13 protein-coding genes are annotated in these 19,401 nt (G+C 44.6%); 3 read left to right on the top strand and 10 right to left on the bottom strand.

The window, feature by feature from the left end; all coding sequences use genetic code 11:
- Positions 1 to 77: 77 nt before the first annotated feature.
- From uvrB to NAF29_RS07290, 3 genes are all read right to left on the bottom strand, one after another.
- Positions 78 to 2,093, bottom strand: a complete 2,016-nt coding sequence (uvrB, locus tag NAF29_RS07300) for an excinuclease ABC subunit UvrB (protein WP_251260850.1) — start codon at positions 2,091 to 2,093, stop codon at positions 78 to 80.
- 56 nt (positions 2,094 to 2,149) lie between these two features.
- The gene (locus tag NAF29_RS07295) at positions 2,150 to 3,514 is read right to left on the bottom strand and encodes an MATE family efflux transporter (RefSeq protein ID WP_251260849.1); all 1,365 of its coding nucleotides are present in this window, start codon (positions 3,512 to 3,514) and stop codon (positions 2,150 to 2,152) included.
- Positions 3,515 to 3,953: 439 nt separating this feature from the next.
- The gene (locus tag NAF29_RS07290; RefSeq protein ID WP_251260848.1) at positions 3,954 to 4,469 is read right to left on the bottom strand and encodes a TlpA family protein disulfide reductase; all 516 of its coding nucleotides are present in this window, start codon (positions 4,467 to 4,469) and stop codon (positions 3,954 to 3,956) included.
- Positions 4,470 to 4,605: 136 nt separating this feature from the next.
- On the opposite strand from NAF29_RS07290, the gene NAF29_RS07285 reads away from it, so the two are divergent.
- Positions 4,606 to 5,418, top strand: coding sequence for a DUF2989 domain-containing protein (locus NAF29_RS07285; protein WP_285817622.1), 813 nt, complete (start codon positions 4,606 to 4,608; stop codon positions 5,416 to 5,418).
- 64 nt (positions 5,419 to 5,482) lie between these two features.
- On the opposite strand, the gene msrB is transcribed toward NAF29_RS07285, so the two are convergent.
- The 7 genes from msrB to gap all read right to left on the bottom strand — a co-directional run bounded on the left by msrB (position 5,483) and on the right by gap (position 16,267).
- Complete coding sequence (gene msrB / locus NAF29_RS07280) at positions 5,483 to 5,866, bottom strand: peptide-methionine (R)-S-oxide reductase MsrB (RefSeq protein ID WP_251260846.1); 384 nt, start codon at positions 5,864 to 5,866, stop codon at positions 5,483 to 5,485.
- A gap of 30 nt (positions 5,867 to 5,896) precedes the next feature.
- Positions 5,897 to 6,595, bottom strand: a complete 699-nt coding sequence (locus tag NAF29_RS07275; protein WP_251260844.1) for a pyrimidine dimer DNA glycosylase/endonuclease V — start codon at positions 6,593 to 6,595, stop codon at positions 5,897 to 5,899.
- Between the two features lie 129 nt (positions 6,596 to 6,724).
- Positions 6,725 to 8,245, bottom strand: a complete 1,521-nt coding sequence (gene gnd, locus NAF29_RS07270) for an NADP-dependent phosphogluconate dehydrogenase (protein WP_251260843.1) — start codon at positions 8,243 to 8,245, stop codon at positions 6,725 to 6,727.
- Between the two features lie 71 nt (positions 8,246 to 8,316).
- The gene (gene glgX / locus NAF29_RS07265) at positions 8,317 to 10,392 is read right to left on the bottom strand and encodes a glycogen debranching protein GlgX (RefSeq protein ID WP_251260842.1); all 2,076 of its coding nucleotides are present in this window, start codon (positions 10,390 to 10,392) and stop codon (positions 8,317 to 8,319) included.
- An 86-nt stretch (positions 10,393 to 10,478) separates the two neighbouring features.
- Entirely contained in the window at positions 10,479 to 12,668 is a 2,190-nt protein-coding gene (glgB, locus tag NAF29_RS07260; protein WP_251260929.1) for a 1,4-alpha-glucan branching protein GlgB, read from the bottom strand.
- Between the two features lie 163 nt (positions 12,669 to 12,831).
- A complete protein-coding gene (gene malQ, locus NAF29_RS07255; RefSeq protein ID WP_251260840.1) occupies positions 12,832 to 15,045 on the bottom strand; it encodes a 4-alpha-glucanotransferase in 2,214 nt (737 codons plus the stop codon).
- A gap of 226 nt (positions 15,046 to 15,271) precedes the next feature.
- Positions 15,272 to 16,267, bottom strand: coding sequence for a type I glyceraldehyde-3-phosphate dehydrogenase (gene gap, locus NAF29_RS07250; protein WP_251260839.1), 996 nt, complete (start codon positions 16,265 to 16,267; stop codon positions 15,272 to 15,274).
- A gap of 873 nt (positions 16,268 to 17,140) precedes the next feature.
- On the opposite strand from gap, the gene NAF29_RS07245 reads away from it, so the two are divergent.
- The gene (locus tag NAF29_RS07245; RefSeq protein ID WP_251260838.1) at positions 17,141 to 17,875 is read left to right on the top strand and encodes a PEP-CTERM sorting domain-containing protein; all 735 of its coding nucleotides are present in this window, start codon (positions 17,141 to 17,143) and stop codon (positions 17,873 to 17,875) included.
- 573 nt (positions 17,876 to 18,448) lie between these two features.
- Entirely contained in the window at positions 18,449 to 19,177 is a 729-nt protein-coding gene (locus tag NAF29_RS07240; RefSeq protein ID WP_251260837.1) for a PEP-CTERM sorting domain-containing protein, read from the top strand.
- The last annotated feature ends 224 nt before the right edge of the window (positions 19,178 to 19,401 follow it).

The following is a 19,401-nucleotide window of genomic DNA, read 5'->3' as shown; positions in this document are numbered from 1 at the left end:
TTTGCCGTTAAACCTAAAAACGCGACCTAGTCTAACACCATTCGTTTAGACGATCGCATTTGTCGATTGAAAGCGAGTTATGAGCTGGCGATCATTTTTTGTTGTAGTTGTTGAATTTGGTCGCGCACTGAAGCCGCCTTCTCAAATTCAAGTTCTTTGGCATGCACAAACATCTGAGCCTCAAGCTTGCTGATTTCAACAATAATGTCTTCCGGCGCCATCAATGCATCATAATTGGCTCCGCCTTCAGCTGCTTTGAGTTGTTTACGCCCTTTATTTTTCTGATATGGCTGCCCAATATCCATAATATCCGTCACACTCTTGGTGAGCGCCTGAGGGACGATGCCATTGGCTTCGTTATGTTCAATTTGCTTGGCACGGCGGCGTTCGGTTTCATCAATGGCGAAACGCATACTTTTGGTAATACGGTCAGCGTACAAAATCGCTCGCCCTTCAATATTACGAGCAGCACGACCAATGGTTTGTATTAACGAGCGCGTGGAGCGTAAAAAGCCTTCTTTATCAGCATCCAAAATGGCTACAAGCGCCACTTCAGGCATATCTAATCCTTCCCGTAATAAGTTAATCCCAACCAGTACATCAAATTCCCCCAAGCGCAAATCTCGAATGATCTCCATTCGTTCAACAGCATCAATATCTGAGTGTAAATAACGCACTTTAATATTGTGTTCGCTCAGATAGTCGGCTAGATCTTCCGCCATGCGCTTTGTGAGTGTTGTGACCAGGACTCGTTCGCCTCGCGCAATACACTTGTTGGCTTCTGACATCAAGTCATCAACTTGGGTGCCCACCGGTCGAATTTCAATTTCAGGATCGAGCAGACCCGTAGGACGTACAACTTGTTCAATTACTTCACCATCGGACTTATCAAGTTCATACTGACCAGGGGTGGCTGACACATAGATGGTTTGAGGCGCAATGCTTTCAAATTCTTCAAACTTTAGCGGCCTATTGTCCAACGCCGATGGCATTCTAAACCCATAGGTCACAAGGTTTTCTTTGCGCGCTCTATCGCCTTTATACATGGCGCCCACTTGCGACACGGTCACATGAGATTCGTCAATGATGAGTAATGAATTGTCGGGCAAGTAGTCCATCAATGTTGGGGGTGGCTCGCCCGGTGCACGGCCGGATAAATAGCGGGAGTAATTTTCGATTCCAGAGCAATACCCAAGCTCTTGCATCATTTCAATGTCGTATTGTGTGCGTTGGCTTAAACGCTGCTCTTCCACTAATTTATTGTTTTTGAGTAAGTATTCTTTGTGCTCTCGAAGCTCATCTTTAATGTCATGAATGGCTTCTAAAATACGCTCGCGCGGAGTGACGTAATGAGATTTTGGATACACGGTATACCGCGCTAGTTCGCGCTCAATGCTTCCGGTTAGCGGATCGAATTCACTCAAACGCTCCACTTCATCGTCAAACATCTCTACTCGAATGGCAAAGGTATCGGATTCCGCTGGGAAGATATCTATGACTTCACCTCGAACACGATAGCAACCCCGTTGGAAGTCCACATCATTCCGAGTGTATTGCAGCTCTGCCAGCCGTCGCAGTACAGCGCGCTGTTCTAACATGTCACCTTTTCGAAGGTGTAGCATCATCTTCAAATAAGCGTCAGGGTCGCCCAAACCGTAAATGGCTGACACTGAAGCAACGAGCACCACATCTTTTCGTTCTAACAGGGCCTTAGTGGCCGACAGACGCATTTGTTCAATATGCTCATTAATAGATGCATCTTTGTCGATAAAAGTGTCCGTGGATGGCACATAGGCTTCTGGCTGATAGTAGTCGTAGTACGATACAAAATATTCAACTGCATTATTTGGAAAAAATTCTTTCATTTCCCCATATAGCTGCGCCGCGAGGGTTTTGTTATGCGCAAGAATAATAGCAGGCCGATCTGTTTGGGCAATCACATTGGCCATTGTAAATGTCTTACCTGAACCTGTGACACCTAATAGTGTTTGATGTGCTAGCCCTGATTCCAAGCCGTCGATAATTTTTTCAATGGCTTGAGGCTGATCTCCTGCAGGTTTGTAATTTGAGCATAACTCAAACGCTTTCGTCACAATTTACTCCGGTACACAATTTTCATAAGGTTTATGGGCGGCTTAATGAACACAATTTAAGACGGTAGTGGTGCAGGAGCCATGCCGCGAACGGTTTTATTAAACCAGCGCCAAGCGATCACCGCAGTGCATACGTTACCTACAACCGCACCGATCAGTAGGCCATAAACACCAAACATAAGCCCACCAATATACGCAAAGGGCACGAAAAAGATAAAGAATCGAACCACACTCAATATCAATGCGTTGAGCGGCTTATGAAGCGCATTAAATGACGAGTTAGCAAGGATCACAACGCCTTGTAAACCATAACCCAATGGCATAATGCAAATGTATAACTGCAGTACTTTTTGTACCTCGGGATCATCAGAGAATACCGATGCGAGGTACGGCGATAGCAGTGCCAATACCACCGCTAAAACAGCCTGCCAAATTAAAGTAAATCGAATGCATACTCGATACGCTTGCTCGATTCGTTCAATCCTTCCTGCGCCAAAGCTCTGGCTAATGAGCGGTGGCAACGTCATTGATAAAGCAAGCACTGCAATACAACCAATCGATTCTATGCGGCTACCGACACCAAATGCCGCAACAACCGGCTCACCGTAAGATGCAACAATGGCGGTCATAACGCCCATAGCCAAAGGGGTGAGCATATTCGCGCCTGCAGCCGGTAAGCCGATGCGACCGATTTCTATCCATGCTTTTTTAGTCAATTGCCACTGATTAGGTACTGCATAGATTCGTTTTTGCCGAACTCCCAACATGTAAAAAATAAACACTGATGCAAGACTCCAAGACACCACGCTTGCCAAAGCAGCGCCTCGCACTCCCATTTCAGGTACCGGGCCCCAACCAAAAATGAATAAAGGGTCCAATGCGGCATTCACTAACCCAGCACCGGCCATGACATAGCTGGGTAGTTTTGTTTCGCCATTCGCCCTAAAAATGGCATTGCAAATCATGGGGAGAATTAACAACACACTACCGGCAAACCAAACCGTCATGTATTCCATGATAATGGTGTAAATGGCGTCAGATGCGCCCATTGCAGAAAACAGAGGCCGACTGATTAAGTAACCAAAAACGGATAACACCATTACAAGAAAAGCCGCCAGGTAAAGTGCGGCCGTCGCGTAAAGCTTGGCTCGATCTTTTTTGCCTTCTCCCATGATCCGTGCGATCACTGCTGACGTGCCAATCGATAGACCAATACTTAGGCTGATCACTGAAAACGTAACCGGAAATGTAAAACTCACTGCTGCCAGCGGTTGAGTACCGAGTAAACTGATAAAAAACGAATCAACAAGGTTGAACGTCATCATCGTCATCATTCCAAAAATCACGGGGACTGTCATACGACGAAGCGTGATCGAAATGTCGCCATTCAATAAATCATTTGGTGAGGCGGTTTGGGCCATGGGGTCGATTGTCCTTTTTGCTGGCCGACTATTCTATGCTAATACGAGTGCACACCCAAGCTTTGCAGGACGTCAGTAGGTGAAGTGGGAGATAGCCTTACATTAGGCGAAAATAGCGACACGATTTCCACTAAATAGGTGCAGCGCCCTAAAAGAATGCACAGGCAAATAAAGTCAAATCTTTTGCTGTTCAATTTTTAACCATTCTGTGTAACAATAATCCACGCTACAACTTAAGCATTTGTTATTAAACAACTAAAAAAAAGTTCTAATACAATCCTAAAAAACACATTGACACGTATTTATGCGGCCTCCAGCACTTGTAAACAATGTCATGCACACACTTATCCACAAACTTAGTGGATAACTGAAATACTATCGTCAAATAACTGCATGAAACCTTTATGACACATGGCCTTGCGTGAATATTCAGACCCAACTAAATACCGTTGATTGTCCATCGAAGCCCCAATTCGGTGCTATACCCCATACCTCGACCTTCAACTTTTCCTTCGTGTGAGAACAAATACCAAGACGGGTAAGCAGGAATGTTGAAAGCAGACTGAATCGATGAATTTCCCAAATATAATGGCACACTCAGATCGAGTTGATTCATCATCCTGACAACTTCATCTGCATTTTCGTATGATAAAACCACCACAGAGATAGTGGCTTTTGGATTGTCTTTGTAAACATTTTCTAAATTAGGCAATGACACTTTGCACACTGAGCACCAAGGTGCCACAAAGTAGATAAATTGAGATGAATCTGTAGACTCTGTATTGAGTGTTGCTAATTCTGCACTGCCGTTCCTGTGCAGTTTAGGTAAGACAAATGATTGTTTCAGAACAACTCCATCGCTGTGCATATCTGAAGATCTAAAAGCTTGAATTGCATAAAAAACGGCAATCACCACACCAAACTGAAACGCTGTCGTTAATAATTTTTTTAACACTATAATCCTTATGGGGCCATCAATTGATTTCGCTCTATAGTTAAGACCGGAATAACCGTTTTTTACTTGCAGATTTCTGCCATACTGCAACAATCCTTTTTTGAATCAGTCTCCTACTTAAACTAGAGATTTTAACTTGAACAACCTCAAATACTTTCTTTCAATCCTCGCATGCACTCTGTTTTTAACTGGATGCGAAAAAAGGATGGATGCAAAAACGATTTGCGAATCTTACCCCGCGGTGTGCACTGGCTTAAACTCAGATGGCTGGTGTAAGAATGAACGAGCGGTAGTGATTGAGAAAGAATATGCCATTAAAGACCAGCAAAAAGAATCTGACTTATATCATGCCTTAATGGGGTGGCGAGCTTATCGGAGCTGCATCGAGCTAGCAGCCCAAGTTGAAATGAAGCGTCTCAAGATCCGTCAATCTCAACGTGTTGAAGGCTACATAAGAGCGGAGACTCGGGTGATTGAACTTGAGCAAGCCACTAAAAATGCCAACCTTCCCGAGCTTCTTTGGTATCACTGGAGCCACTTTTCTGACAAAAACGCATTGGATAAGTACGTGTCTCTCGAATCAAGAGGTGTTTTAAATACGCCTGAGTTGCTACTGAACCTGGCCGGGTACTATTCAGCGAAAGATCAGGAAAAGGCCATTAATTTGTTACTTAATGCGCTGTCACTGTATGAACAAGAAGAAGATATCGATCCGCAAATCTTTCAACAACTCACTACGCTGACCTATCAAGTCGAAGATTACCGACATAGTTACGTATGGGCGCTAGTCACACAAAAACTTGAAGCGGCAAAAGTAGATTTCAAACGCTTAGATAAAGCATCACGTATGACGCAAAAAGATAAATTAAAAGCGGAGTTGATTGCCGATACCATCGTGAAAAACTTACAAGAGGATACATACGTCGCTCAGCGACGTTATCGTTTCTAGTGAAGAAACCGAACGATTAAGCGGTTGGCACAGCACTGTGAGTACCAACCATTGATGACGATAGTTAAAGCGACTGTTTAAAGTCCAAAGACACTGAATTTATGCAGTAACGTTGTCCGGTCGGTTCGGGGCCATCTGGAAATACATGACCTAAATGACTATCGCATTGGCCACATCTCACTTCGACTCGCTGCATGCCGTGCGTTTGATCGTCGAGGTATCGAATCGCGCCATCAGCAACCGCCTGATAAAAGCTAGGCCAACCGCACCCTGCGTCAAATTTGGTATCACTTTCAAACAGCTCTGATTCACAGCATACGCAAACATACATCCCTTGGGCATTGTGATGCACAAATTGGCCGGTGAAGGGGCGTTCTGTTCCACGCTCCCAACACACTCGATATTGTTCGGGCGTTAAATCGCCCTTCCCTTTAACAGAAAGTGTCATACTCTTCTCTATATTTTTAAATACTGTTTTTTAACATTTTACGATTTGGCACGTAGCAAGATCAGTCAAGGCGGTGCTTTTCCATAGCTCTGGCCATTTGTATTTGGATGCTAAATATTGAATTGCTCGAAGCCGCCGACGAGGTTCATTTACAGAACTGGCAAATGTAAAGGCCTCAGGTGCTTTGGCGCAGTATCGCCACATGGTGGAAATGACGCGTTGATAAACCTCTTCATCCACTGGTAACTGAAGCGTTTCAGACACTGTGACCATGAGTTCATCAAGGCTTAAATCACCCTGAGCCGTTTGCGCTTGCAACCGCTTGTACAACGCCGGATCACGAGCCATTAATGAAAAAGCAAATTGCTCGATAAGAGTTTCACTGTCTTCTGGCACTGCTAAGCGTGCATCTGATGACACTTCACGCAATTGTGAAAATTGGTTTGCTACTGAAGGTTGTTGCAACAATGGCGGCCACTCAACCGGCTCGTCATCACGCGGCATTGGGCTTCTATGTTCGATTTGATGCAAATGCATCTCTTCAACGATTTGGTCATGACGAATAGACATGGCATTGGGGGATGATATCCAAGCTGCGATATGTGCATCAGTCGCTTTCGTAATGGGTGTTTTTCGATTTGAAATTTGTTGCAGCCCATGAAGCTCGCGGTGCTCTGCAACCAATAGGTTCTGATTTAGATATGCAGGGTAACAGTCCCAAATTTTCATATTCCGGCTTAGCCTCGCCCAGAAATTACCTTGAATTAATACTACTCAAGTAAAAGAGGCCGTGCCACTCTTGGCACGGCCTCTTTATGAGGTTTGAGTGAAAAGTAGTGAGACTCGCGTCTCAAAGTGCTACTTAATACGCACCTGTTGGCGTTCTGGTTGGCTCCACTCGATGTGGTAGAACTCGCCAGCTGGCTTATCAAGACGCTCAAATGTATGCGCACCAAAGAAGTCGCGCTGCGCTTGAAGCAAGTTAGCCGGAACCACTGCGTTACGATAGGTATCGTAGTAGGCCAGCGACGCGCTAAATACAGGTGTTGGAATACCGTTCATCACAGATTGAGCAATCGACTTACGCCAGTTTTGCTGACGCTCTTCAATTTGTTCCACAAAGAAAGGTGCAACTAACAAGTTGTCTAAATCAGAATCAGCTTCAAATGCTTTCGTAATCGACTGCAAGAAGATGGCACGAATGATACAACCCGCACGGAAGATTTTAGCAATTGATGCGAAATCTAAATCCCAACCTTGTTGTTCACCAGCAAGCTTCATTAAGTGGAAGCCCTGCGCGTAAACACACAATTTTGAACAGTACAGCGCATCATGTAACTGGCTGATTAACTCTTCTTTCTCAGCTACGCTTAAAGACGCCACTTGCGGTCCTTTGAGGACTTGGCTTGCCGCTACACGCTCGGTCTTCATCGAGCTGAGTGCACGTGCAAATACAGATTGAGCAATCGATGGGTTTGGCGAACCCACTTCCAACGAGCTGATAGCTGTCCAAAGGCCTGTGCCTTTCTGGCCTGCGGTATCTTTGATGACATCAACAACGGGCTTACCCGTTTCAGCATCTTTTTGCTTTAAGATATCAGCACTGATTTCGATTAGGTAACTGTTCAGAGGGCCTTTATTCCACTCTTCAAACACGTCACCAATTTCGTCACAGCTCATGCCTGCGACTTCACGCATGACTTGGTAAGCTTCACAGATCTGCTGCATATCAGCATACTCAATGCCGTTATGAACCATTTTCACATAGTGGCCAGCACCGGCGGGGCCAATGTAGGCTGCACATGGTTCGCCTTCAGTCACAGGTTGACCAGGAACGTAAGACTCCAAAGGTTTACCTGTATCTGGGTCTACTTTTGCAGCAATGGCTTCCCAAACAGGAGCTAAACGCTCCCATTGAGCGGCGTCACCACTTGGCATTAATGCAGGCCCGAAACGAGCACCGACTTCACCACCAGAAACAGCAGTGGAGAACAATGTGAATTGTCCTTCGTATTTCGCTGTACGTTCAACAGTATCTGTCCAAAGCGTATTCCCTGTATCAACCACAACTGCATCTGCAGTCATACCGGCTTTTAACAAGTTTTCGCTAACGATATCTACAGGCTTACCAGCAGGTACCGAAAGGATAATTAAGTGAGGTTGTTTGGTACTGGCTAACAATGTTTCGAGTGTATTGCATCCAACCACTCGCGCAGCTTTGTCGCCACGTTCTTGTTGGTCTTGAGCCAAAACACCGTCGATCTTTTCTTGATCCAAATCGAAAGCAGCGACTGTGTAGCCGTGATCGACAAGGTTCATGACCAGGTTTTTGCCCATTACTCCAAGGCCAATAAAGCCAATATCGCAAAGTTGAGTCATAGCGTATTTTTCCAGCATAAGAATATGCCGCACATAGTTGCGGCAAAAAAGTTGCCTAAGTTTATCAAACTTTAAGCAATCACATGTCCGGCCAATACCGCAACGGTGCGCCCTTGCACTTGGTATTGAGCCGATCTAAGTTTGGTGTGCTTGTCACCGTCTTCTACAAATGTATCTAAAACGACCTGCCAACGGCATTGTTTCGGCAATTGAAACGTCTGAGGCTCTTCACTTGCATTGAAAATAAGCATCAACTGCTCTTCGGTGTCGGTGCTCGACAAATCTTGAAGCCGAGTCGCTACACTTCTCATCGCAGGGTCATGCCAGTCAGAATGCGCCATTGCTTTACCGGAAGGGGCCAACCAGTCTACAGTGACTCGGCCATTTCCTTGGTAGAAAGGGTCGTCCTGCACACAACATCTGTTCAGAACGGCATGCGATTTTCGCAGATTTATAAGGCGTTTGACAAATTTATGTAATGAGCGCTGTTCGTCGGTTAAATTCCAATCTTGCCAACTGATATCAGAATCTTGGCAGTACGCGTTATTATTGCCCTTCTGAGTGCGTGATAATTCATCACCTGAGAGCAAATGTGGAATACCGCGTGATAAGAACAATGTAGCCAACATATTGCGCTGCTGACGACGTCGAATCTTATTGATGGCCCGGTCGGAAGTTTCGCCTTCTACGCCATAGTTGGCGGAAATGTTATGTCCGTGGCCGTCTCGGCTGTTTTCATTATTGGCTTCATTGTGACGATTTTCGTAAGTCACCAAATCGTGCAAGGTGAACCCATCGTGGTAGTTAATGAAGTTAACGCTGCTATGGGGCGAACGATTGGCTCCGCAGAAAATGTCACGTGAGCCCATGAGTCGCGTTGCAAAGTCGCCAAGGTAGCCTTGTTCTCCCCGCCAAAATGAACGCATGGTATCGCGATAACGATCGTTACATTCGCTCCAGTTGGACGGGAATTGACCGAGCTGATAGCCCCCTAACCCCACATCCCAAGGCTCTGCAATGAGTTTGGAATTGCGTAATACAGGATCTTGATACACAGCTTTTAGGAATGTTCCGTTGGCTTGAAAACCATCGGGCTCGCGCGCTAACGTGACGGCTAAATCAAAACGGAAACCATCCACTTGCATCTCCTCAACCCAATATCGCATTGAATCGAGTACCAACGTTAGGGTTTCCATATTGTATAAATTCACGGCATTGCCGCAGCCACTGTGGTTGAGGTAGTTCTCATAGTCGGGCTGACCTTCATGATGTTCAAACCAGTACATAGTCCGGTTATTTAAGCCACGAAAACTCAAGATCGGTCCATCGCCGCCTGATTCTGCCGTGTGGTTGTAGACTACATCAATAATCACTTCGATGCCTGCGCGGTGCAATTCACGCACAAGAGTTTTGAATTCAACGTAAGCATTACTCTTTGCGTAGCGTGGCTCGGGCGAGAAATAGTTGATCGGGTTGTAGCCCCAATAATTGGTGAGGTTTTGATCCACCAACCAAGCTTCAGGCATGAACATATGAATCGGCATGAGTTGTACCGATGTAACACCTAAGTCTTGTAGGTAAGCCACGGTAACCGGGTGAGCCATCCCAAGATATGTGCCGCGGATATCCTCAGGAACCTCCTCCAATTGCTGCGTTAACCCTTTTACATGAGCTTCGTACAAGACTGTCTCAGATGGTGCGACATTGGGTTTGGTGATGCCTTGCCAGTCAAAACGCTCGCTATTTTCGATACGCGCTTTTGGAATCATGGACTGGCTATCACCCATGTATTTGCCGTTATCCCAATTCAGGGGACGATTAAAGGATTTTGCGTAGGGGTCAAGCAGGAGTTTATTGGCGTCAAAATATAAGCCTTGTTCAGGCTGATAAAGACCTTTCGCACGAAGGCCATAGTGCATCCCCTCGCTGACGCCCTCAAGGTGGCCATGCCAGACATTTCCTGACTTTCCGATTAATGCAAAACAGGCAATTTCTCGCTCTTGTTCGTCATAGAGGCAAATAGCCACTTGCTCTGCATCTGGGGCATTGACGGCAAAATTACAGCCGGTCTCGGTTAAAGTCGCTCCCATGGGGTAACTTGAACCGAGAGTTAAATTAAAATCTTCACGACGATTAGATTTGAGCATCACAGTTATTCATTACCAGATAAGACGAATAATGCCGCAATATGCGGCATTATTTTTATTTAATTTACGTATTAACACTAATGGTATCAAGGAATACATTTGATGAAAATTGTCGACAACGGCGGTAAGTCCAAAACAATCGACTGTTCGCGCCCATGCCAAGCCTTATTTTCACTATCAATTTGCTTCGCTACGTCGTACCCACTGCCCCAAAATTCTTTTGAATCTGTATTTAAAACAACTTCATAACGGCCCGCCACATTAACGCCTAAGCGATAACCCTCACGCGGAATTGGAGTAAAGTTAGAGACCACGATAACCTGCTCATCGGAGCTCTTTGCTTTTCGAATAAACGCCAGCGTGCTGTTTTCTGCATCTTCATGCTCAACCCACTCAAACCCTTCGCCTGTCACGTCAAGTTCGTAAAGCGCTGGTTCATTGCGATACAGGTTGTTCAAGGCACGCGTTAGGTTCAATTGCCCTTCATGTCTTGGAAAATCTAATAAGTGCCATGACAAGCTAATGTCATGATTCCACTCTGAACCTTGCGCAATTTCATTGCCCATAAAGTTCAGCTTTTTGCCGGGGTGTCCCCACATGAACCCAGTGTAACAACGCAAGTTAGCGGCCTGTTGCCACTCATCACCCGGCATCTTGTATAATAAGGAATTCTTGCCATGGACCACTTCATCATGCGAGAGCGGCAAAATGAAGTTTTCATCAAATGCGTAAATCATCGAGAAAGTCATTTCGCCATGATGGAAGCGACGATAAGCCGGATCTTTTTGAATGTAGTTTAACGAATCATGCATCCAGCCCATATTCCACTTAAAACCAAAACCTAAGCCCCCCATAAAGGTTGGGCGAGACACCCCAGGGAAGGCTGTAGATTCTTCAGCAATAGTCATTGCATGAGGATGGCGTTTGTATACTTCTTCATTAAACCAACGCAGTAAACTAATGGCTTCATAGTTCTGATTGCCACCATCAACGTTCGGGATCCACTCGCCGTCATTGCGCGAGTAATCGAGGTACAGCATCGACGCAACAGCGTCCACACGCAAACCATCAATATGGAAGTAGTCAATCCAGTACAGAGCATTCGCCACTAAGAATTGACGCACATGATCACGACCAAAATCGTAGATACACGAGTTCCAATCTGGGTGCCAGCCTTTACGTGGATCTGAATATTCATACAAATGAGTGCCATCAAAGCGGGCAACACCATGACTATCATCAGGGAAGTGAGCAGGAACCCAATCAACAATGACACCAATATCATTGGCATGACATTGGTCCACAAAATACTTAAATTCGTCTGGATTACCAAAGCGGCTAGTCGGCGCAAACATTCCTACCGGCTGATACCCCCAAGATCCATCAAATGGGTGCTCAGATACAGGCATCAATTCAAGGTGGGTATAACCGAGATCTTTAACGTACGGGATCAGCTGTTCAACCATTTCTTTATAGGTTAAAGAGCGCTGAGTACCATCTTCATTAGTGACTTTGCGCCACGAACCTAAATGCACTTCATAAATTGACATTGGACGAAAACGTTTGTCGTCCAAATTCTTGGTTTGCCAGTCTTGGTCTTGCCATTCATAAGTTGAGTGATCGTATAAGATCGATGCGTGTGACGGGTATTGATCGGCTGAATAGCCATATGGATCAGCTTTGTGAGGTAGCCGATTTCCAAGCGGATCTTTCACTTCGTATTTATAACGAGCCCCCGCTTCTAGTCCGGGTACAAACAAGCACCAACAACCATTATGTAATTTTTGTAGCGGATGAACGCGTCCATCCCAGCCGTTAAAATCGCCCACTAGAGAGATTGCGCTCGCATTAGGTGCGTAAACAGCAAACCGAACACCTTCTACCTGATGGCCATGTACATCCGCAGTTTGGAATTGCGCTCCCATCGCGGAATAAGTATCTGCGACATCTTCGTACAAGTGATGAACATGATGCATGGCTTGATGATGCACCAAATAAGGGTCTACGCGTTCAAACGTTTGTCCGCCAGCGGTAATAATTAGCTTGTATGCAAACAGCTCTTTCACATCAGGTAATATCGCTTCAAACAAGCCTTCTTCATCAATGCATTCAAGTTCGATCTTCTTGCTTCGCCCTTTGAGGGGCTTTGCGCTAATCTCGGTCGCACCGGGTTGCCAAGCTCGAAGAACAAATCCTTTGCCGTCGTTATTGGGAAGTAAACCAAGATACCCAAATGGGTCATTACATTGTGCTTGTCGTAACTGATTACTGAGCATTAAATTCCACCTGATGTATGCGCTAACGCCTGTTGTGCCTGCCGAGTTCTTCGGCAAGCGAAGGGCATAAGCCCAATAGATGCGAGCCATTTGGCCACACGCTTTTGAATAATATAGTTTTTTTCCAGGGCGATTGCACTCTTACAATCGCCCCATAGCTAAATTACGCCCCCACACCAAATGCTTTCTTGCGAATTTCGGTGAGCTCAGCGAGCAATTCACCTACGGTTTTGTCGGCAAAGAGCTCTTCTAGATTGTGAGTTAATTTACGGCGCCAATTTGGATATTCAGAACTCGTGCCGGGCACGTTTACTGGTTTTTCCATCTCTAACCAATCTTCAAGTTGAAGCGCTAATAAAGCACTACTACCGGCAGCCATATGTTGCTGCAACGCAAAGTTTAGCTCTTTTGTCATCGCTACCCAGTTTACATCTTTAGATATGTGATCCGGTATGGCTCCCATACCATGCAAACTGTCGAGGATGCGCTGTTTTGAGTCATGCCGGTCTGCATAAAGCGTTTGAAGAACATCTTCATCAACGTACAACCCCAACTCTTTGCCGAGCTTTAGGTCATCGCATTGCCAAAAGCCTCTCAATGTTGGCATATCATGCGTTGTTAAGGTCGACATGGCCTGCACTGGATAATGCTGTGGTGCATAGAAACCGCCATCTTCTTTCGAGCGTTCAAAGAAGAAAACGCGATATGAATAAACACCGCTCTCTTGCAATGTCTCGAAAATTCCATCTGGAACAGTCCCCAGATCTTCTCCGATGATTAAACACTGATTACGATGGCTTTCAAGCGCCAAAATAGCCAGTAGATCATCAATTGGGTAATAAACATACGCACCTTTATCGGCTGTTTCACCTTTCGGTATCCACCAGAGACGCAATAAAGCCATCACATGATCAATGCGCAATGCGCCACAATGACGCATGTTTGAACGGAACAAATCGATAAAGGGTTTATAAGCTTGCTGGCGCGCTTGCTCAGGATCGATTGGAGGTAATCCCCAGTTTTGACCCAAAGGACCTAAAACATCCGGTGGAGCACCTACGGAAGCATCTTGTAAATAGAGCCCTTTATTCGCCCACAGCTCAGTACTTCCTTCGCTCACGCCAACGGCTAGGTCACGATAAAGACCCAGTGACATGCCTGATTCATCAGCAACTGCATTTGCTTGCTGTAATTGCTCATCTGCAATGAATTGAAGAAATGCGAAAAAGTCGACTTTCGCTTTGTGTTTCTTAATGAAGGCTTTAACCGCATCCGTTGAAAAGTCTTGGTACTCTTCAGGCCACGCTGGCCAGCCCCAAGCATTAATACCTTCGGCGTAAAAGTGGCGCTGCAACGCATCAAATGCTGCCTGCTCAAGTAAACTGTCGCCACCGGCTTTTACGAAGTCGCGAAATGCCCGCGCTCGTTTTGTATTTTTACTCAGTTGTTCCGCTTTAAATGTTGCAAACACTTCATCTAAAACTTCAATTTTTGCTTGCATGACGCCAGTGTAATCAACCCATTCAGGTGATTTCAGCGCTTCAATTCGAGTTTTAAATTCAGCACTATTCACAATCGCTTGAGCCGCTTTTGAATCGGAATACTCAGCAATGGCGGTCACATCAATATAAATGATGTTTAACCAGCGACGGCTTGAAGGAGAATAAGGGCTCGCACTCTCAGGGTTTGAAGGATACAGTGCGTGAATAGGATTCAGACCGACAAAATCACCGCCTTTGCCTGCAACCTGCTTTAATAAAAATTTAAGGTCAGTAAAGTCACCTACGCCCCAGTTACGAGTCGAGCGCAAGCAATAGAGTTGAACACTCGGCCCCCATAATTTGGCACCATCAATCACATGCTGTGGTGAATAACACGCTGCAGGAGTAACGATTAAGCTACTGTGGCCTAAAACCTGATCAACTGGGTTTGACAACACAAGCTGATGATAACCCCACGGTAAATCTGCCCAAATTGAAACAGAGTACCCTTGGTATACCACCCCATCTATTTCGTGCTCAGAAACTTTCTGCCCTTCAATGGGAGTTAATGTTCCTTCGACTACATTGCCTTCTTCGGTTGTTATCGTCCATTTTACGAGGTTTGAAATTTGCTCTTTTGGCAATCGGATTTCAAATGCATAACTCTCCGCAGAATGGCATACCAAAACTGGAGCAACCGGCTGTGCCCAATCATGAATGTGCTTGTCGTGTATTTGTAGCTCAAGTGATGCTGCATCAGAAACCGAGTAACCCATTGCAGCCAAAAGCTTAGCCTTGCTTTCTGGCACAACGGTCGCGGGGTTGCCCCAAGCGTCGGTGTAATTTGACTCAATACCGTGCTCACTGCACAGCTGCTGAAGATGGTGTTCGACCATGACTTACCTAACCTTAAATCATTGTTTTTATTTCTTAGACGACAATTTTATGAGTGCTTGCCTGAAGTTGAAAGAGGGGCGAGAAGAAGAAACCGGTCCCTTTTTCGATAGCCTTAAAAAGTGTAGTTGGCTTCACACTTTATGGAGCAAAAAACTTGTTGTTTTAGCTTTTTAGTTACAAAAAAGCCCGCAAATGTGCGGGCTTTCAAAGTTCACTTAAATTTAATTATTCAGAAATGTGAGCAACTAAATCTAGAACTTTATTTGAGTAACCGATTTCGTTGTCGTACCAAGATACAACTTTAACGAATGTGTCAGTCAATGCGATACCCGCGTCTGCATCAAATACAGATGTTTGAGTTTCGCCAACGAAGTCGTTAGAAACCACTGCGTCTTCAGTGTAACCAAGAACACCGGCCATTTCGCCTTCTGATGCAGCTTTCATCGCAGCACAGATTTCAGCATAAGTTGCTGGCTTATCTAGGTTAACAGTTAAGTCAACTACAGAAACGTCTGGCGTAGGTACGCGGAATGCCATACCTGTCAATTTACCATTCAATTCTGGAATTACTACGCCAACAGCTTTCGCTGCGCCAGTAGAAGAAGGAATGATGTTTTGACCTGCGCCACGACCGCCGCGCCAATCTTTCGCAGAAGGGCCGTCAACTGTTTTCTGAGTTGCTGTAGTTGCATGAACAGTCGTCATGAGGCCATCTTTGATGCCCCAGTTGTCGTTCAATACTTTAGCAATTGGTGCCAAGCAGTTTGTGGTACAAGAAGCGTTAGAAACGATTTCTTGGCCAGCGTATGAGTCGTGGTTAACGCCCATAACGAACATTGGCGTGCTGTCTTTAGAAGGAGCAGACAGAACAACTTTTTTCGCACCAGCGGCGATGTGCTTACGTGCAGTTTCATCAGTCAGGAACAGGCCTGTTGATTCAACAACGATTTCTGCGCCAATCGCATCCCATTTTAGGTCTGCTGGATCACGCTCTGCAGTTACACGAACAACAGAACCGTTTACTACTAGGTTGCCATCGACTACGTCAACAGTACCGTTAAAGCGGCCGTGAGTTGAATCGTATTTGAGCATGTATGCCATGTATTCAACATCGATCAAATCATTGATGCCGACTACTTCAATATCGTCGCGTTCACAAGAAGCACGGAATACGAAGCGCCCGATACGGCCAAAACCGTTGATGCCTACTTTAATAGCCATTTTCGTTCCTTAACGTTGGATTAATTCATCATTTTACGAGGTGCATTATAGTAGCACCAAACCAAATAAAGTTGATATTAATCAATCAAAAAAAACTTGGTTCAAAGCTTTTCTCTGGCTAGACCAGTAACCGTCCACCCAGCCAAATGTTGTAAACTAACAAGATTGTTAATAAATTCAGCGGATCAAATGCCTTAAACCCTGATATTGAGTCCATAGTGAGACTCTGTTTGAATCAACAAAAGCGTAGTTCATCGCTTGTTGAGTGCCAAACTCACTGGCAAATTACTTCTAAAGTCCGTTCACCATTAGCGTCATATAGAATGATGGCTCGTAAGATTGTATCTAGTTAGTGACTGGAGCGCCTTCGACTACAAAGGTGCCCTAACCTCCCAAGTAGTGTCTACGACTTGAACACACCGTCCTCTTCCGTGTATCCGGCATTAAATGTAATTATTTTGTGAACAAAAAATATGTCAAAATAATTTACAAGAACATAAATCAATAAATATCAATAACCTAAAGACAATCCACACTTACCGCTTATAAATAAGAATGATTGCACCTGTCTACATGAAAAATTTAATTAACAATATTTTAACTAAATACAAACAACACAACTTAGTTCACAAAAAAACTTACACCTTCTATATAAATAACAAAAAACAATCAAAAACGGCCAAAAAAAAACAAAAAAATAAGATTTTATTCAGAGGGTTAACACCATTGGAATAATTACTGCTTTGTCCCGTCTGGTGAGGTAGTCATAGCAGTTATCAGACTCAGCACTGCACATCAATCGCAAGGACGAAACGAGTTGAAGTTTGTTAGTTGCCATTTCGTCAACTTTTCAATGTTAAAAAGGACAAAGCAATGCTACGTAAACTAATCATGCTCATCGCAGCAACTCAGTGTATTTTTGCAATCAACGCCAACGCAGCAGTCGTCGATGGCGTGAACGTCACTTCAGGACCATTTGTAAGTACATCTGACACAGTATTTCAATTCTTAGAGGCTACACCGGATAGTGAATTTATGGCTTGGGGCATTGTAGACACAAGCTCGAGTTCAACGACCTGTGGTTCATGCGAGTTAACTTTTGTCGCAAAGGACTATGTCAAAGTCGATTCATTGGGATCTCAAACTTTTTATAGAGACGGCACCATTTCATTTTATGTGGATCAAACGCCTAACTTCGATGGTTCCATTGACACGGCACAGGATGGCAGTCTTTGGTTAGAACTTGCAGGTCACAATACACCCGCCGTTATTAATGGTATCAGCACGATGGTAAGCTTCATCGGAACCATTAACACGGGCTTTGGCTCAATTTCATCATTGACAGGTGAAGGCATTGTGGATGTGGTTGGCGGCCCTGCTGCTGCCTTGTTCGATACCAACGAACAAGTCGCTGGTTCAGATTTGTTATTCAGCTCTACCTTTACAGCGAACTCACAAGGCGTTTTTCAGGGTCAGTCAGGCCTAAGTTCATTCGGCTCTGGTACATTCACAGGTGAAACTATCCCTGAACCTGCAGCCATCGCATTGTTCGGATTAGGACTCATTGGTATGGCAGGTGCTTCTCGCCGCCGTTATGCGAAAAAGTAATGAATATGCAATCTTTAACAGGAGCTTCAATTGAAGCTCCTTTTTTACACCTGTCGATTGTCCAACAAGTAGTTTCCATACCTAATATCTAGAGCCTAATGGCCTACAACCACCTCTTCCTTCCTTAACCCCCTCTTCTAAATACTTATTCAAACAATGTTAATTTTTTGCAAATGAAACATCTGTCGCAAAAGTTTACAGAAAAACAAAAAACATATATATCAGTTATTTAATTGGAAATTTAACACAAAAAGAACATTTAAAACCTTTAATTTTTACCTATAAATAAAAATTATTTCACAGCTAATTAACGAAAACCAAACAACCTGTATTGAATTACGAAAAATCTAACATTTTCAATAATAAAACCATGAGGACTTTCAAAATTTAACGATAAAACAAGAAAACTCATAAGGTTAAGATTGTTGGAATAATTTCTGCAAAATACTCGTCGGTGAGGCAGTCATAGTGGTCATCTAGACTCGAAGCTCCATACCAACATCAAGGACGAAACGAGTTGTAGTTTGGTAGTTGCTATTTCGTCGATTTATAAATTTTAAGAAGGACAAAGCAATGCTACGTAAACTAATCATGCTCATCGCAGCAGCTCAGTGCATGTTTTCGCTCACTGCGAATGCCGCTGTCGTGAATGGGGTTACTGTTGGCTCAGGCCCTTTCGTAAGCACAACGGATACTGTATTCCAATTCTTAGATAGCACTCCTGATAGTGAGTTTGTCGCTTGGGGTATCGTAGACACTAGCTCCGCTATTTGTGCATCATGTGAATTAACTTTTATTGTAAAAGACTATGTAAAAGTAGAGCAGATTGGCTCTCAAACTTTCTATAAAGATGGATCGATTGTTTTTTATGTTGACCATACTCCTAACTTCGATGGAACATTTGGTACTGCAGGAGACGGTGACCTGTGGTTAGAGCTTGCAGGTCACAACGTTTCAGCTGATGTTGGCGGCGTTAACAAAATGGTCAGCTTCGTTGGCACCATCAATACCGGATTTGGCTCAATTTCATCATTGACTGGTGAAGGGATTATGGACGTTGTAGGAGGGCCTGCCGCAGCCTTATTCGATACCAATGAGCAAGTTGCTGATTCGGACTTGTTGTTCAGCTCGACTTTCACTTCAAACGCGAACGGCACCTTTCAAGGACAAACAGGTCTGCGCTCATTCGGCTCTGGCACATTTACCGGTGCAACAATTCCTGAGCCGGCTGCAATTGCGCTATTCGGCCTAGGTCTGATTGGCATTGCTGGCGCTTCACGCGGTCGTCGCCAACAAAAATAGAACGTCGGTTTATTCACCGTTTAAAAAGAGCTTCAGTGGAAGCTCTTTTTTATGGGTGGCACCTTCTATCCATTATGCTCTTCTGAGAAAACCTCCCCAAACATATTGGTCATCCCCCGATTCCCAGCGCGCTGAAACTTTATAATCGGCAAATTAAGTACTACAGTTGCTGGTGATTTAACTTGATTACTACATGCCGTTACATGTTTTTTACAAAACAAAGG

This window comes from Echinimonas agarilytica (genome assembly GCF_023703465.1).
GTDB lineage: Bacteria > Pseudomonadota > Gammaproteobacteria > Enterobacterales > Neiellaceae > Echinimonas > Echinimonas agarilytica.
Note: the sequence above shows the minus strand (reverse complement) of the source record. Positions and strands in the feature narration are given on the sequence as shown.

Coding starts and splice junctions, on each gene's coding strand:
- glgB (WP_251260929.1), bottom strand. CDS start 12,668: ATGCTCAGTAATCAGTTACGACAAGCACAATGTAATGACCCATTTGGG.
- NAF29_RS07295 (WP_251260849.1), bottom strand. CDS start 3,514: ATGGCCCAAACCGCCTCACCAAATGATTTATTGAATGGCGACATTTCG.
- malQ (WP_251260840.1), bottom strand. CDS start 15,045: ATGGTCGAACACCATCTTCAGCAGCTGTGCAGTGAGCACGGTATTGAG.
- gap (WP_251260839.1), bottom strand. CDS start 16,267: ATGGCTATTAAAGTAGGCATCAACGGTTTTGGCCGTATCGGGCGCTTC.
- NAF29_RS07275 (WP_251260844.1), bottom strand. CDS start 6,595: ATGAAAATTTGGGACTGTTACCCTGCATATCTAAATCAGAACCTATTG.
- gnd (WP_251260843.1), bottom strand. CDS start 8,245: ATGACTCAACTTTGCGATATTGGCTTTATTGGCCTTGGAGTAATGGGC.
- msrB (WP_251260846.1), bottom strand. CDS start 5,866: ATGACACTTTCTGTTAAAGGGAAGGGCGATTTAACGCCCGAACAATAT.
- NAF29_RS07240 (WP_251260837.1), top strand. CDS start 18,449: ATGCTACGTAAACTAATCATGCTCATCGCAGCAGCTCAGTGCATGTTT.
- NAF29_RS07245 (WP_251260838.1), top strand. CDS start 17,141: ATGCTACGTAAACTAATCATGCTCATCGCAGCAACTCAGTGTATTTTT.
- glgX (WP_251260842.1), bottom strand. CDS start 10,392: ATGCTCAAATCTAATCGTCGTGAAGATTTTAATTTAACTCTCGGTTCA.